The organism is Rhodococcus sp. IEGM 1372 (genome assembly GCF_030056835.1).
GTDB lineage: Bacteria > Actinomycetota > Actinomycetes > Mycobacteriales > Mycobacteriaceae > Rhodococcoides.
This window is the reverse complement of sequence record NZ_JASHKS010000024.1, coordinates 1-16,076: the sequence shown is the minus strand read 5'-3', so window position 1 is coordinate 16,076 and position 16,076 is coordinate 1. Positions and strand designations below refer to the sequence as shown.

General features: G+C 65.1%; 11 protein-coding genes and 1 pseudogene. 6 read left to right on the top strand and 6 right to left on the bottom strand.

The genetic code is table 11. The features are described from left to right. Nucleotide 1 precedes the first annotated feature (1 nt). The gene (gene glgP, locus QM590_RS17920) at nucleotides 2-2,524 is read right to left on the bottom strand and encodes an alpha-glucan family phosphorylase (RefSeq protein ID WP_269595874.1); all 2,523 of its coding nucleotides are present in this window, start codon (nucleotides 2,522-2,524) and stop codon (nucleotides 2-4) included. A 205-nt stretch (nucleotides 2,525-2,729) separates the two neighbouring features. On the opposite strand from glgP, the gene QM590_RS17915 reads away from it, so the two are divergent. From QM590_RS17915 to QM590_RS17905, 3 genes and pseudogenes are all read left to right on the top strand, one after another. Next, a complete protein-coding gene (locus QM590_RS17915) occupies nucleotides 2,730-4,736 on the top strand; it encodes an alpha-1,4-glucan--maltose-1-phosphate maltosyltransferase (RefSeq protein ID WP_269595875.1) in 2,007 nt (668 codons plus the stop codon). Nucleotides 4,737-4,747: 11 nt separating this feature from the next. Next, nucleotides 4,748-6,949, top strand: coding sequence for a 1,4-alpha-glucan branching protein GlgB (glgB, locus tag QM590_RS17910; protein ID WP_269595876.1), 2,202 nt, complete (start codon nucleotides 4,748-4,750; stop codon nucleotides 6,947-6,949). Beyond that, a pseudogene (locus QM590_RS17905) lies at nucleotides 6,950-8,397 on the top strand (neutral zinc metallopeptidase). It abuts the gene before it with no gap. A gap of 9 nt (nucleotides 8,398-8,406) precedes the next feature. Here QM590_RS17905 and QM590_RS17900 read toward each other — a convergent pair. The 3 genes from QM590_RS17900 to QM590_RS17890 all read right to left on the bottom strand — a co-directional run bounded on the left by QM590_RS17900 (nucleotide 8,407) and on the right by QM590_RS17890 (nucleotide 11,040). Beyond that, nucleotides 8,407-9,351: a tetratricopeptide repeat protein gene (locus tag QM590_RS17900; protein ID WP_269595877.1), complete on the bottom strand. Its 945-nt coding sequence runs from the start codon at nucleotides 9,349-9,351 to the stop codon at nucleotides 8,407-8,409. A gap of 57 nt (nucleotides 9,352-9,408) precedes the next feature. After that, nucleotides 9,409-9,780, bottom strand: a complete 372-nt coding sequence (locus QM590_RS17895) for a DUF3817 domain-containing protein (protein ID WP_188078681.1) — start codon at nucleotides 9,778-9,780, stop codon at nucleotides 9,409-9,411. Nucleotides 9,781-9,849: 69 nt separating this feature from the next. Then, nucleotides 9,850-11,040 (bottom strand): acetyl-CoA C-acetyltransferase, encoded by a 1,191-nt coding sequence (locus QM590_RS17890; RefSeq protein WP_269595878.1) that lies wholly within the window; start codon nucleotides 11,038-11,040, stop codon nucleotides 9,850-9,852. Between the two features lie 105 nt (nucleotides 11,041-11,145). Here QM590_RS17890 and mce point away from each other — a divergent pair, with 105 nt between their 5' ends. Together mce and QM590_RS17880 are read left to right on the top strand one after the other, a co-directional pair. Beyond that, nucleotides 11,146-11,628, top strand: coding sequence for a methylmalonyl-CoA epimerase (mce, locus tag QM590_RS17885; RefSeq protein WP_394855427.1), 483 nt, complete (start codon nucleotides 11,146-11,148; stop codon nucleotides 11,626-11,628). Nucleotides 11,629-11,687: 59 nt separating this feature from the next. Further along, on the top strand, nucleotides 11,688-12,638 hold the full coding sequence (locus tag QM590_RS17880) for a coiled-coil domain-containing protein (RefSeq protein ID WP_269595880.1): 951 nt from the start codon (nucleotides 11,688-11,690) through the stop codon (nucleotides 12,636-12,638). Nucleotides 12,639-12,668: 30 nt separating this feature from the next. Here QM590_RS17880 and QM590_RS17875 read toward each other — a convergent pair whose 3' ends face one another. Together QM590_RS17875 and nucS are read right to left on the bottom strand one after the other, a co-directional pair. Continuing rightward, on the bottom strand, nucleotides 12,669-12,986 hold the full coding sequence (locus tag QM590_RS17875; protein ID WP_149406336.1) for an Rv1322 family protein: 318 nt from the start codon (nucleotides 12,984-12,986) through the stop codon (nucleotides 12,669-12,671). Between the two features lie 41 nt (nucleotides 12,987-13,027). Continuing rightward, nucleotides 13,028-13,699 (bottom strand): endonuclease NucS, encoded by a 672-nt coding sequence (gene nucS, locus QM590_RS17870; RefSeq protein WP_269595881.1) that lies wholly within the window; start codon nucleotides 13,697-13,699, stop codon nucleotides 13,028-13,030. Between the two features lie 42 nt (nucleotides 13,700-13,741). Here nucS and QM590_RS17865 point away from each other — a divergent pair, with 42 nt between their 5' ends. Continuing rightward, the gene (locus QM590_RS17865; RefSeq protein ID WP_269595882.1) at nucleotides 13,742-15,331 is read left to right on the top strand and encodes an adenylate/guanylate cyclase domain-containing protein; all 1,590 of its coding nucleotides are present in this window, start codon (nucleotides 13,742-13,744) and stop codon (nucleotides 15,329-15,331) included. The last annotated feature ends 745 nt before the right edge of the window (nucleotides 15,332-16,076 follow it).

Below are 16,076 nucleotides of genomic sequence, written 5' to 3'. Positions count from 1 at the left end.
CTCAGGCAGTCGCGACCAAACCGAGCTCGGCATCCGAGGCCAGACCGCGGTGATGAGGAAGCACCCGCACCGTGTATCCCACCGTGCCGCTGTGTGGTAGCCGCGTCTCGCCCGCGTACACGTGCTCGCCGCCGTCGGTTCCCACGTGCGTCATGGCCGTCGTGCGAATGTCGGTGAGGTTCTCGTCCTCGTCGACGCGTCCCACGACCGCCTGCACCACGACGTCCGACGCGTCCAGTCCACCGAGATCGACGTTCGCGCGCAGTGAGAGCTCCGCACCGATCACCGGTGTGTCGGGCAGACCCTCACTGTCGACGCGGGTGACTTTCACTGCGCCCCATGCGTGTTCAACGCGGCGGCGGTACGACGCGACGTCCGTGGCACCGCGGTGGTTCTCCGCCGAGGCCGCGCGGGCGGATTCGGCTGCGGGCGCGTAGTAGCCGAGTGTGTAGTCCTGAACCATTCTCGACGCCAGCACTTTCGGGCCCAGCTGCTCGAGGGTGTGCCGCACCATTTCGATCCAGCGGCTCGGCACGCCGTCATCCCCGCGGTCGTAGAACTTCGGCAGTACTGCCTGTTCGAGCAGTTCGTAGAGCGCAGCGGCCTCCAGATCGTCACGGCGATTGTCGTCGGTGACGCCGTCGGCCGTCGGGATGGCCCAGCCGTTCTCCCCGTCGTACATCTCGTCCCACCACCCGTCGCGAATCGACAGGTTCAAGCCGCCGTTGAGCGCGGACTTCATGCCCGAGGTACCGCACGCTTCGAGCGGGCGCAGCGGATTGTTCAGCCACACATCGCATCCCCAGTACAGGAATCGAGCCATGGACATGTCGTAGTCGGGCAGGAACACGATGCGGTGCCGTACGTCGGCCTGATCGGCGAACCTGACGATCTGCTGGATGAGCGCCTTTCCGCCGTCGTCGGCGGGGTGCGATTTGCCCGCGACCACCAGCTGGACCGGACGAACCGGGTCCAGCAACATGGCGCGCAGTCGCTCGGGTTCGCGCAGCATGAGCGTCAGCCGCTTGTACGTCGGTACCCGTCGAGCAAACCCGACGGTGAGTACGTTGGGATCGAAAACGTTTGCTGTCCAACTGATCTCGGCCTCGGTGGAGCCACGTTCGAGCGCCGAGCGCCGCACCCGACGCCGCACCTCGTCCACCAGTTGCGCGCGCAGGGTGTTGCGCGTGGACCACACGCGGTCCGAGGACAGCTCCCCCTCCAGCGCCCATTCCCGGGCAGACCACGTCGGAGCGTGAACCCCGTTGGTCACCGACCCGATCGGCACCTCGGAGGCATCGAATCCCCGCCACAGGTCGTTGAACATCTCGCGGCTGACGATTCCGTGCAGCTTCGACACCCCGTTGGCGCGTTGCCCCAGACGCAGCCCCATGTGCGCCATGTTGAACACCGAGGCGTCGCTCTCGCCGCCGAGGGCGAGGATTCGGTCCATCGGCAGACCCGGCAGCAGCGCCGACTCCGCGCCCCCGTCCGCACTTCCGAAGTAGTGCCGCACCAGATCGGCCGGAAACCGGTCGATTCCGGCGGGGACAGGAGTGTGAGTGGTGAAGACGGTGCCGGCTCGCACCGCAGCCAGTGCCGCGTCGAAGTCCAGGGTTCCCGAGGTGACGAGTTCGCGGATGCGTTCGACGCCGAGGAAGCCGGCGTGGCCCTCGTTCATGTGGAACACCTCGGGATCGGGCAGTCCGTGTGCACGGGTGTAGGCCCGGATCGCTCGAACTCCGCCGATACCGGCGAGTATCTCCTGCTTGATGCGGTGATCCTGGTCGCCGCCGTACAACCGGTCGGTGACTCCTCTGAGCTCGGGGTCGTTGTCGGCGATGTCGGAATCGAGCAGCAGCAGCGGGACACGTCCCACCTGGGCGATCCACACCCGTGCCCGCAGAACCCGAGATCCGGGCATGGACACGTGGATCAGCACCGGAGAGTCGCCGTCGTCGGTGAGCAACCGCAGCGGCAGACCGTGCGGGTCGAGGGACGGATAGCGTTCGGTCTGCCAACCGTCGGCCGTCAGCGACTGGCGAAAGTATCCCGAGCGGTAGAGCAACCCGACGCCGATCAACGGCAACCCCAGGTCGGAGGCCGCCTTGAGGTGGTCACCGGCCAGGATGCCTAGCCCGCCCGAGTAGTTCGGCAGCACCTCGGTGACGCCGAACTCCATCGAGAAATACCCGATGCCCGACGGCAGAGCACGTCCCTCGGCCAGTTCGTTCTGGTACCAGAGCGGACGGGCGAGGTAGTCGTGCAGATCCGCTTCGGCGGCGTCCAGTTCGGCCAGAAAGCGCTCGTCGGCCGCGAGTTCCTCGAGACGTGCCGGTGCGACGGCTCCCAGTACGGCCACGGGATCGCGCTCGAGTTCGGTCCACAACAGTGGATCGATGTGCTCGAACAGATCCTGCGTCGACGAGTGCCACGACCACCTGAGGTTTGTCGAGAGCTCGGCGAGGGCATTCAAGCGGGCGGGAAGATGGGCTCGGACGGTGAATCGGCGCAAAGCTTTCACAGAGTCGAACCCTACCCACGGACACCTGTGTCGATGGGCGGCTTGCACGAAATCTGCTCCACGGTGCCCGTCGCGGGCAGTATGCGTCGGCGCACGCGCCATCTGCATTGCTGCACTACGGTTGACGAGTAGAAGCACACCGAGATCGGTTCGATCAGAGGTTGCGCCCGCGCAGCCATACCTCTAGCGAAGAATGGAGTGTGAAGTGACAGGTCGACTTGGTATCGACAATGTCCTTCCAGATACGACGACCGGGAAGTACCCCGCGAAAGCGGTGGTGGGCGAGACGTTTCCAGTCTCCGCCGACGTCTGGCGCGAGGGTCACGACGCGGTGGCCGCGACACTGTCGGTGCGCGGACCGGGAGGCAAACTCGAACGCATCCCGATGACACCGGGCCGCGAACCCGACACGTTCGACGCGGTGTTCGTCCCCTCTCGGCCGGGTTACTGGATCTGCCGCATCGAAGCGTGGAGCGATCCGATCAGCACCTGGCGCCATGCCGTCGAAGCCAAGCTCGGAGTGGGCCAGAGTGCCCACGAACTCGCGAACGATCTCGAGATCGGCGCACGGCTGTTCCTGCGGGCTGCCACCGGTGTTCCTGCCGAGAGCAGGCAGATGCTGGCCGATGTCGCCGCCGCGCTGCGCGACACCGACCGCCCGCTGCCTGCCCGGGTCTCCTCCGCATTCGCATCGTCGGTCGCCAAGTTGTTGTTCGTACACCCGCTGCGCGAACTGGTGACTCGATCGCGCGCGGTGAACGTCTGGGTCGATCGCAATCTCGCACTCAACGGTGCCTGGTACGAGTTCTTCCCGCGGTCGACCGGCGGATGGAACGAGGACGGCTCTCCGCGGCACGGCACGTTCGCGACGTCGATCGAGCAGTTGCCCCGCATCGAGCGGATGGGATTCGACATCGTCTACCTTCCGCCGATCCACCCGATCGGCACCATCAACCGAAAGGGCCCGAACAACACGCTGACCCCGGGACCGGAGGACGTCGGGTCGCCGTGGGCCATCGGTTCCAAGGACGGCGGACACGACGCCATCCACCCCGAACTGGGCACCGAGGACGACTTCCGCGCGTTCGTCGCCGCTGCACACGAACACAACCTCGAAGTGGCACTCGATCTCGCCCTTCAGGCTGCTCCCGACCATCCCTGGGCTGCAACACATTCCGAGTGGTTCACGGTGCTGCCGGACGGCACGATCGCCTACGCCGAGAACCCTCCGAAGAAGTACCAGGACATCTACCCGGTCAACTTCGACAACGACCGACGCGGCATCTACGAAGAGGTGCTGCGCGTGGTCCGATACTGGATCTCGCTGGGAGTCAAGGTCTTCCGAGTCGACAACCCACACACCAAGCCGCCGGACTTCTGGGAATGGCTCATCGCCGAGGTCAAGAAGACCGACCCGGACGTGCTGTTCCTCGCCGAGGCGTTCACCCGCCCGGTGCGCATGTACGGACTGGCGCAGCGCGGCTTCACGCAGTCGTACACGTATTTCACCTGGCGTACCGCGAAGTGGGAGCTGACCGAGTTCGCCGAGGAACATGCCCGACGCGCCGACGACGCTCGTCCGAACCTGTTCGTCAACACTCCGGACATCCTGCACGAGAGTCTGCAGCACGGCGGGCCCGGAATGTTCGCTCTCCGAGCAGCTCTCGCGGCGACGATGGCCCCCACCTGGGGCGTCTACTCCGGCTACGAGCTGTTCGAGCACCAAGCTGTGCGAGAGGGCAGCGAGGAGTACCTGGACTCGGAGAAGTACCAGTTGCGTCCACGCGACTTCGAGGGTGCGCTGGCCCGCGGCGAGTCGCTCGAACCCTGGATCACCACGCTGAACGCAATCCGGCGGGCGCATCCGGCGCTGCAGCAGCTCCGCAACATCCACTTCCACACCATCGACAACGAGGCGCTGATCGGGTACTCCAAGTTCGACCCGCAGACCGGTGATTCGATCCTGGTGGTGATCAACCTCAATCCCTTCGGAGCCGAAGAAGGCACGATCCACCTGGACATGCCTGCCCTCGGCCACGACTGGCAGGACACCCTCACGATCAAGGACGAAGTGAGCGGAGTCCATTACGACTGGGGCCACACCAATTTCGTCCGGCTCGAGCCCTGGACGTCGGTGGCGCACATCTTCACGCTCCCCCACATCCCGTACCCGGCTCGTATCGAACTGGCCTACCGCGGCAACCGAAAGTGAGTGGATTCAACGTGACCGAGAATCCGACGACGCCCGAAGACACCGTCGCAGCCCCGTCCGACAACGATCTCGAACTCATCGCTGCAGGGCGGCACTACAACCCGCATTCCGTTCTCGGAGCCCATCCGGTGACCGGTGGAACCGCGATCCGCGCCCTCAAGCCCGATGCCGAGAAGGTCGTCGCCCGCGTCGGTGGCGTCGACCACGAACTGACCCACGTCGCCCACGGACTCTTCTCGGCTCTGATTCCGTTCGAGGACCTGATCGACTACCGCCTCGTGGTGACCTGGCCCGGTGGACACGTCTCCGAATCCGCCGACGGATACCGGTTCCTGCCCACTCTCGGCGAGCTCGATCTGCACCTGTTCGGCGAGGGCAGGCACGAGCGGCTGTGGGACATTCTGGGCGCGCACCAACAGTCGTACGCGACACCCGACGGCCCCGTCACCGGTACCTCGTTCGCGGTCTGGGCTCCTGCAGCCCAGGGTGTCACCCTGGTCGGCGATTTCGACGGCTGGACCGGTCGAAGCTGGCCGATGCGCGTACTCGGCTCGACCGGCGTGTGGGAGCTCTTCGTTCCCGACATCGCTCCGGGTGCGCTGTACAAGTTCCGCGTCCACGGTGCCGACGGTTCGGTCAAGGACAAGGCCGATCCGATGGCCTTCGCCACCGAGATCCCACCGTCGACGGCCTCGGTCGTCACCGCGTCCTCGTACACCTGGAACGACGAGTCCTGGCTCGACACCAGGGCCGGCATCGAGCCGACGCAGGCACCGATGAGCGTGTACGAGATCCACCTGGCGTCCTGGCGGCCAGGCCTGGGGTACCGCGAGTTGGCCGAGCAGTTGGCCGAATACATCACCGAGACCGGCTTCACTCACGTGGAGTTGCTCCCGGTCGCCGAGCATCCGTTCGGTGGATCCTGGGGCTACCAGGTGACGTCGTACTACGCACCGACTTCGCGCTTCGGCAGCCCCGACGATTTCCGCTACTTCGTCGATCACCTGCACGGTGCCGGCATCGGCGTGATCGTCGACTGGGTGCCTGCCCACTTCCCCAAGGACGAATGGGCTTTGGCTCGGTTCGACGGCGGCCCGCTCTACGAGCACGGCGACCCGCAGCGCGGCGAGCAACTCGACTGGGGCACTTTGGTATTCGACTTCGGCCGGCGCGAGGTGCGCAACTTCCTGGTCGCGAACGCGCTGTACTGGATCGACGAGTTCCACATCGACGGACTGCGCGTCGACGCCGTCGCGTCGATGCTGTACCTGGACTACTCCCGCCCCGAGGGCGGCTGGTCGCCGAACATCTACGGTGGCCGCGAGAACCTCGAGGCCGTGACCTTCCTGCAGGAGATGAACGCGACGGTGCACAAGAAGCACCGCGGTGTCGTCACCGTGGCCGAGGAGTCGACGGCGTGGCCCGGCGTCACTCGGCCGACGAACGTCGGCGGACTCGGGTTCAACATGAAGTGGAACATGGGCTGGATGCACGACACCCTGGGCTTCCTCGGGCGTGATCCCATCCATCGCAGCTACCACCACCACGAGATCACCTTCTCTCTGGTCTATGCGTGGAGCGAGAACTACCTGCTCCCCATCAGCCACGACGAGGTGGTGCACGGCAAGGGCACGCTGTGGACTCGGATGCCCGGCGACGATTACGCCAAGGCAGCCGGCCTGCGCGGCATGCTCGCCTACATGTGGGCGCACCCCGGCAAGCAACTGCTGTTCATGGGACAGGAGTTCGGGCAGACCCGTGAGTGGTCCGAGGAACGCGGACTCGACTGGTATCAGATCGACGAGGAACCTCTGCACAACGGCGTCAAAACCCTTGTGTCCGATCTGAACTCGACATACAAGTCCCACCCCGCACTGTGGACGCTCGACACCTCGCCGAGTGGATACTCGTGGATCGACGCCAACGACACCGAGAACAACGTGCTGAGCTTTCTGCGGTACGGATCCGACGGTTCGGTCATCGCGTGTATTTTCAACTTCTCCGGTACCGAGCACGGCAGCTATCGTGTGGGACTACCGGAACCCGGCCGTTGGACAGAGATCCTCAACACCGACGCAACGGAGTACGGCGGCTCCGGTGTGGGCAACCTGGGTGAAGTGACGGCAACATCGCACTCGTGGCACGGTCGACCGGCATCAGGCCAGGTCGCCCTACCCGCCAACGGGGCGATCTGGATTAAACTGGAGCGATAGATGAGTGGCGGCCGCACACCCCGACTACTGGCCGCGGCCGCCACTGCAGGGCTGATTCTGTTGACCTCGTGCGCGCAGACCGTCAGCGGAAACGCCGTATCGATCTACGAGAACCCGTTCACCGTTGCCGGACTCCCGGTGACGAGCGGGCCCAGCGGGCCCCGGCCCGATGCCCCCGATTCGACCATCACCGTGGAGAACGCCGAGGGCACCGACTCGGACATCCTCGCCACGAACGCGATCGACGACATCCAGCAGTTCTGGGCCGAGCAGTACTCCAGCTTGTTCAAGGGCACATTCACCCCGGTCTCGAAGGTCGTCTCGTGGGACGCGTCCGAGGACGAGGGATCGGGCATCAGATTCTGCGGAGACCGAACCGGCGGTATTCCCAACGCTGCGTACTGCACCCGTGACGACTCGATCGGCTGGGACAGGACCATCCTGCTCCCGGCTCTGGTCGACGCGTTCGGACCGATGTCGGTGGTGATGGTCATCGCCCACGAATACGGCCATGCCATTCAGCACCAGTCTGGGCTCGTCGGCGACGACACCCCGACCATCGTGGCCGAACAACAGGCCGACTGTTTCGCAGGTGCCTTCATCCGCCACGTCGCCGAGGGCGATGCGCCGCACTTCACCATCAACACCTCGGACGGACTCAACGGCGTCCTCGCCGCAACCGTCGCCGTTCGCGACGTCGATCCCAACGATCCGGAATCGGTACACGGCTCTGCCTTCGAGCGCGTCACCGCAGTGCAGATCGGCTTCACCGAGGTGCCGGGGCATGCACGAGCATCGACGAGGCCGAGATCGACTCGCGTCGAGCATCGTTGCCGCAGAAATTCGACGATCCCGACGACTCGGGTGAACTACCGGTCACCGAGGACTCCCTCGACGCCTTCACTCGATCCTTCGAGCAGGTACTGCCCGTCGCGGATCCCCCGGCCGTCGACTACACCGGATCGGACGTCGGATGCGCCGACGCCGAGGCCACAGCGCCGGTGTCGTACTGCCCCTCGACCAACACCATCGGCGTCGACGTCGAGGGCCTGGCCGAAGTCGGCCAGCCCGAGACCCCGCAGCGCGGAGACATATTGCCGCTCAACGTCTCCGGTGACTACAGCGCCTACGTGCTGTTCGCCTCGCGCTACACCCTCGCGGTGCAGAAGGAAGCCGGCCAGACCCTCGACGACCCGCAGACCGCTCTGCGTTCGGCGTGCCTGTCCGGGGTCATCACCTCGGCGATGAGCGCCGAGAACGGTGACACCGGCCTCGAAGTCTTTCTTTCCCCAGGCGATCTCGACGAAGCCGTGTCCGGACTGCTCAGCGACGGCCTCGCGGCCAGCGACGTCAACGGTACGACGCTGCCGTCGGGGTTCTCCCGAGTCGACGCGTTCCGTTCGGGAGTGCTCGGCGGCAAGGAACTGTGCGACGCGCGCTACAGCTGAGTCCTGCTGTCAGTACAGAGCGGACGCAAGCTTGCGCCGCGCGGAGACCACCAGCGGATCAGCCGAGTCGAACAGCTCGAACAGCTCGAGCAGTCGAGTGCGCAGTGCAGTGCGGTCGTCGCCCGCGCTGATCTTGATTCCGTCGATCAGACGAGCGAAGGCCTGCTCCGGTTGCTGACCGGCCATTTCGGCGTCCGCTGCATCGATCCGAGCCTGGACGTTTCCGGCATCGGCGTCGGCGAGTGCAATCGCGTCCGGTGCCAGGTTCTGCACCCGTGCGAGGAACTTGACCTGACGCAGTGCGGCAACCGCCTCGGTGTTCTTCGGTTCGGCGTCGATGATTGCCTGGTAGGCGGCTTCCGCCTTGTCGAAATCGCCCTCGTCGATGGCCTCTTCGGCTGCAACGATCCGCGGATCCTCGATCTCGGGTTCCGGTTCGGCAGCAGCCGCCCCGGGAGGCCCGGTGAGCTTTCCTGCAGTCGCCTGCTCGACGGCTTGTAGCCACTGACGCAACTGCTCGTCCGACTGGGTGCCTTGGAAGTCGGCGAGGGGCTGGCCCGCTGCGACGGCAACCACCGTCGGAATGGCCTGTACGCCGAACGCCTGCGCGATCTGCGGATTGGAGTCGACGTCGACCCGCGCGAGCACCCACGTACCCGCGGCTTCCACGGCCAGCTGCCCGAGCTGACGCGTCAACGCCTGGGACTGCGGCGAACGCGCCGAACCCAGGTCGACGATCACCGGTACCTGCGTGGACCGCTGCAGAACCTCGACCTCGAACGTCGCCGCGGTCACGTCCACGATCGGTGCCAGTCCTCCCGCGTCGCCTGCGGGTTCGGCTGCAGGTGCAGGTGCCGGACGGTCCTTGAGAACGGACAGGTCGACGGCACCGGCAATGGATGCGGGAACGACGGCTGACGGGCGGACGGGAGGACGGGAACCGGGTCGAGTCACGCCCTACAGTTTGTCACTAACGCGATGCGCCATCCACTGGCGGGCAGTGCCGGTCGGTCAGGACAGAACCTTGGTGTCCGCGGCGGGCCGGCCGGTGCTCAACTCGGCGAGACGGCCGGTGCGCGCGGCCCAGATCTCGAAGATCACGGTGCCGAACGGGGGGAACGCCGCGACCAGAGCCAGCAGGGTTGCCTTGACGTCCCACTTGAGCTTGATCGCCGTCAACACGGCAACGGCCAGGTACACCACGAACACGCCGCCGTGGATCGGTCCGAAGATCTTCACGCCGATTTCGTTGCCGTCGGCGGGGATGTACTTGAACGCCATTCCGATCAGCAGTCCGAGCCAGGTGAACGCTTCGAGCACAGCGATGAAACGGAAGCGTTTGGCCGTGCTGCTCAGGTCGAAGAAGTTGGTCATGCCCGCTATTGTGCCCGGTCTGCTACGACGGAGCGTAGTGGCTCTGGTCTCAGTTCTTCTCCAGAGCCACTACGAGTCCTACTGCTTCGGCACTCGAACGATGAGGGCGTCGCCCTGTCCACCGCCGCCGCACAGTGCGGCCGCGCCCACTCCGCCGCCGCGACGCTGCAGCTCGAGAGCCAGATGCAAGGCGATGCGAGCTCCCGACATGCCCAGGGGATGCCCGATCGAGATCGCTCCCCCGTTGACGTTGACGATCTCCGGATCGATGCCGAGTTCGCGCGTCGACGCGATTCCGACCGCTGCGAACGCCTCGTTGATCTCCACGACGTCGAGGTCCTTCGGGTCGATGCCTTCCTTCTCGCACGCCTTGGCGATGGCGCGCGCCGGCTGCGACTGCAAGGTGGAGTCGGGACCGGCCACCACTCCGTGTGCACCGATCTCGGCGAGCCAGGACAGACCGAGCGACTCCGCCTTCTCCTTGCTCATCACCACGACGGCGGCGGCACCGTCGGAAATCTGCGACGCGGATCCCGCAGTGACGGTGCCGGCCTTGTCGAAGGCAGGGCGAAGCTTACCGAGGGAATCGACCGTGGTGTCGGCGCGAATGCCTTCGTCCGCGGTGAACTGGATCGGCTCACCCTTGCGCTGCGGGATCGAGACCGGGACGACCTCGTTGTCGAATACCCCGTTCTTCCAGGCCGTGGCGGCCTTCTGGTGCGACGCGGCAGCGAAGGTGTCCTGCTCCTCGCGGCTGATGGCCTCGGAGCTCTGGTTCCGCTGCTCGGTCAACGCGCCCATGGCCTGATCGGTGAAGATGTCGTACAGACCGTCGTAGGCGAGGTGATCACGCATGGTGACATCGCCGTACTTGAATCCGGCCCGCGACTTCTCGAGCATGTGCGGCGCCTGGGTCATCGACTCCTGACCGCCTGCGACGACGATCTCGAATTCACCGGCGCGGATCAGCTGGTCGGCCAGTGCGATGGCGTCGACTCCGGACAGGCAGACCTTGTTGATCGTCAGCGCAGGCACGGTCATCGGAATACCAGCGGCAACCGCAGCCTGCCGCGCAGGGATCTGACCGGCACCAGCGGTGAGAACCTGTCCCATGATGACGTAGTCGACCTGATCCGGCGCAACACCGGCCTTGTCGAGTGCACCCTTGATGGCGATTCCGCCGAGATCCGATCCCGAGAAGTCCTTGAGCGCACCCGAAAAACGTCCCACGGGTGTGCGAGCGCCGGCGACGATGACTGTTGTGGTCACGATTTCCTCCGAAAGTATGAAGACGGCCTTGTCGAGATCAACGCTCCGACGCCCCCTACCGATACCGGCCGGGCGGAGCACCGAAACGCAGCTGGCGCTAACGTCATGGCCATGACCTCCAGCACGCAGTCTTACACGGGAGCCCCGCTGCGCTCCGATCTGGTGACGGCTATCGATCATGTGGGTGTCGCGGTGCCCGATCTCGACGCTGCCATCACCTGGTACACCGACCACCTCGGCATGGTTGCCGTGCACGAGGAGATCAACGAGGAGCAGGGCGTTCGCGAGGCGATGCTCTCCTTCCCCGGAGCCACCGAGAAGTCCGCTGCACTGCAGTTGCTCGCGCCGATCGACGAATCGTCCACCATCGCCAAGTTCATCGGCCGCAACGGCCCGGGACTGCAGCAGTTGGCCTACCGAGTCACCGACATCGAAGAGATCTCGACCGAGCTGCGCGCTCGCGGCGTTCGGTTGCTGTACGACGCCCCGCGCCGCGGCACCGCCGATTCTCGGATCAACTTCGTCCACCCCAAGGACGCCGGCGGCGTACTGATCGAATTGGTCGAACCCAACCCCGCCGCGCACTGAGCGAACTCTGTGAACGAGCCGTATGGCTCTCTACTTGACTCACCGGTAAATTGACGGCCATGGCCATCGATCATGAGCGCACTTCCACGGTGCAACTTCCCTTTTCCATCGTTCGGAAGGGGTTCGATCGCGACGAAGTCACCAACTACTTCGAGCGGTTCGACGCCGAACTACGTTTGACGACCGCAGATCGTGATGCGGCCGCCGCGCAGGCTCGTGATCTGGCCAAGCAACTCGACGACGCTCGTGACGAGATCGACGAACTCCGCAAGGACATCGATCGCCTGTCGGTTCCGCCCACCACGGCGGAGGGGATGAGCGATCGCATCTCACGCATGCTGCGACTGGCCTCGGACGAGGCATCCGAGGTCCGCGCGAAGGCGCACTCGGAGTCCGAGGAGATGATTTCCGTTGCGCAGCAAGAGAGTGCCCGACTCCGCGGACGGCACGAGTCACTGGTGGCCGAGCTCGAAGAGCGCCGAACGGCGCTCGAAGCCGAACACCAGCAGACCATGGCTCAGGCGCGCACCGAGGCAGCTCGAGTAGTCGAGGCCGCGCAGGCCGAGCGCGACAAGTTGGCTGCCGAATCCGAGGCGAAGCGCGCCAAGGTTCAGGAAGACTTCGAGATCACGATGGCCGAGCGCCGCACCAAGGTTCTCACTGCTCTCGAGGAACTCGAAGCGTCGAGCAAGGCCGACGCTGCCCGCCGCATCGAGGAGGCGACCACCGAGGCTGCCCGACGGCTTCAGTCCGCGAGTGAGCAGGCCGAGCGTCGGATCGCGCACTCCAAGGAACTGGCCGAGGAGCTGCGTGTGCTCCGCAGTCGGGTGCTGGCACAGCTGCTCGGAATTCGAGGCCAGCTCGATTCGGTTCCGGCGATGCTCGCCTCGGTCAATCGTGAGAGCGAACTGCTCGACAATCCCGACCCGACGGCCATCCTGAAGAAAGAAGAAGAGAAGGCTGCCGCGAAGGCCGAGGACGAGAAGGAATCGGCCGACTCGGAGTCCTGATTCAGCAGGACCTGCGCCTGGCCTCCCCCGCTACGACCACCTGCGGGTGAGGCCTCGCGTGTTTCGGCCGGACCAACACCCGGTGTGCCAGTGTCTGCGATTGTCGGCACCGCCGAAATCGTCCGACGGCCACGCAACGATATGTGCGACGCCCGGCCGCACCTCGTGATCGCAGCCGGGGCATCGATAGGTCTTCACGGCCTTCGCACCCGGGACCATTCGTGTCGTGTACGTGTCACCGTCCGGGCCGACCTCGATCCGGTTGCCGCCCAGCACGGAATCGGTAGCTGGAGCGAGATCACTCGGGCCGCTCCGATTCGGTCGGCGGGGTTGGTTACGACGAGGCACCCGTCCAGTGTAGAGAACGGGCCGATTCGCGCCGACCGCCGTCAGAAAAGACGGAACTCGGTGCTGTCGGTTCCCCGTAGGACGTCGTAGTCGAGTGTGAGACAACGAATGCCGCGGTCGGTGGCCAGCGTCTTCGCCTGCGGCTTGATGACCTGCGCAGCGAACACTCCACTGACCGGAGCCAGCAGCGGATCACGGTTGAGCAGCTCCAGATACCTAGTCAGCTGTTCGACGCCGTCGATCTCACCACGTCGCTTGATCTCCACTGCCACCGTTCCGCCATCGGCGTTGCGGCACAGCAGATCCACCGGTCCGATGGCCGTCATGTATTCGCGTCGCACCAACGTGTAACCGTCACCCAAGGTGCTGACGTGCTCGGCCAACAACTCCTGAAGGTGAGCCTCCACACCGTCTTTCACCAAACCGGGATCGATACCCAACTCGTGACTCGAGTCGAGTTCCACGTCGTCGATGGTGATGCGAAGTTCCTCACCGGCCTTGTTGGTGACGATCCACTTGATCGTCTCGTCCTCGGTGGTCTCGACCATCCAGCAGGGCGGAGACATCCAGTTGAGGGGCTTGTAGGCCCGGTCGTCCGCGTGCACGCTGACCGATCCGTCGGACTTGACGAGGAGCAGGCGGCGAGCGGACGGGAGGTGTGCGGTGAGGCGGCCGACGTAGTCGACTTGGCAACGAGCAATAACTAGACGCACTCGACCACCATAAAGCAGGAGCCCCGATAGTCTGTGACGACCATGCCGCAATTGAGACGATCTGCCGCTCCGCTGGGCTCCCGACTGCTCGGCGACACCTCCGAATCACCTCGCCGACGGCGGGTCCGAATCCAGATCCTGCTGACCGTCTTCCTGATCCTGTCGAATCTGATCGGCGCGGTCATCGTCGGTGTGTTGATCAGCGTCGTGGTGCCCGGTCCGGACGTGCTCGATCCCGACAAGTACTGGTGGGTGAACTACATCGTCGTCCCGGTCTACGTGTTCGTGGCATTCGTCGTCGGTGCGGTCTGGGGCACCACGCACGCTCTGCGAAGTTTGCGGTGGGCAATCGAGGACCGGCAACCCAGCCGCGGAGAACAGGTCGCGACACTCGCGATGCCATGGCGACTGACGCGAATCCAGATTCTGCTCTGGATCGGAGCCTTGCTTCTACTCACCACGATCGACGGCATCATCGACTCGGCGTCGATCCCGAAGGTGGCCTTCACTATCGCCGCCGGTGGCACAGTCGTCTGTGCCTTCAGCTATTTGCTCAGTGAATTCGCCCTTCGTCCCGCTGCAGCTCGGGCACTCGAAGCCGGCGATCCTCGACGGATTCGTATTGCCGGAGTCATGGGCCGCTCGATTCTCTCGTGGCTGCTGGGCACCGGCGTGCCGGTCAGCGGTTTGATGATCATCGCAATCTTCCGCTTCATCAATCCCGAGACGACAGCGACTCAGCTCGCGGTGTCCATCCTCTCCCTCGGTGGGATCACGATCGTGTTCGGCCTTGCGCTGACAGTGCTCGGAGGTTTCGCGACCACCTCCCCCATCAACAATGTGCGCGCGGGGATGGCCGAGGTGGAGAAGGGCAACATGGATGTCCGACTCGCGGTGTACGACGGCACCGAGCTCGGCGAGCTGCAGAGTGGGTTCAACCGGATGGCCGACGGTGTGCGCGATCGGGAGAAAATTCGCGACCTGTTCGGCAGGCACGTGGGCCACGAGGTCGCCGAAAAAGCACTGCAATCCGACAGTGAACTCGGGGGCCAGGAACGTGATATCGCAGTGTTCTTCATCGACCTCGTGGGATCGACGGAGCTGGCGGCGTCTCGACCACCCACCGAAGTCGTGGATCTGCTCAATCGATTCTTCGCCGTGGTCGTCGACGAGGTCGACGAGCATGGCGGTTTCATCAACAAGTTCGAGGGCGACGCCGCGCTCGCCATCTTCGGAGCTCCCAACGAAATTGCCGACCACTGCGGCTCGGCGTTGGCCGCAGCACGAGCAATTGCCCGACGGCTGCTGGTCGAAGTGCCCGAATGCAGTGCCGCTGTGGGTGTCGCAGCGGGACGCGCAGTCGCCGGCAATGTAGGTGCGAAGTCCCGATTCGAATACACCGTGATCGGAGACCCGGTGAACGAAGCTGCTCGCCTCTCCGAGCTGGCGAAGAACGCTCCAGGGGCAATCCTGGCCTCCAAAACGGCAGTCGACGGTGCCGCAGACGAGGAATCGGGTCGCTGGGAATTCGGTGACTCGGTGACTCTTCGCGGACGCTCCGTCGAAACAGTCCTCGCGAATCCGAAAGATGTGAAAGTCACCGCCGACGAGCCCGTTGCTGTGCACGCCTGACCTGTATCGCAGGTCAGGACAGTTGCTGCCGCCTAGGCATCGCCCGCGAATGCGCGCGCGTTCGTGAAGTGCGCGGGAATTGGGGGCTGGTCGGGGCGCGATTGTGCGCGCGGATGGCGAATGCGCGCGCGTGTGTGTCGGAGGGGGTGGGGGCTGGGCGGCTGGGGTGCCGGGCAGCTCGTGGGTCCGCTATTGCAGCATGGCAGTTGCTGCCGCCTATGCATCGCCGCGAATGCGCGCGCGTTCGTCAGATGCGCGGGAAATAGGGGCTGGTCAGGGCGCAATTCCGCGCGCGGATAGCGAACGCGCGCGCGTCTGCGCTCGTACTCGTGGTCCGCGGTCGCGTCGTCTGTCCGCCACCCCGAGGTCAGGCCCGGGCTGTATGCGAATGCGCGCGCGTTCGTCAGGTGCGCGGGAAATGGTGACTGGTCGGGGCGCGATTCTGCGCGCGTTTGGCGGATGCGCGCGCCTTTGCCCTCCTATGAGCGTCAGCGGTCGCGTCGTCTGCCGGCACGAGTTTTCAACCAGTCCCAGCTATTAGCAAGTGCGCGGGCGTTCGTCGGGTGCGCGGGAAATGGTGACCGGTCGGGGCGCGATTGTGCGCGCGGATAGCGAACGCGCGCGCGTCTGCGCTCGTAAGAGCGATCCGCGGTCGCGTCGGCTGCCCGCCCGCCGAGGTCAGGCCCGGATCGTGGCGGGTGCGCGCGCGTTCGTCGGATACTCGTGGGTGTGGGTGATGGGTGGT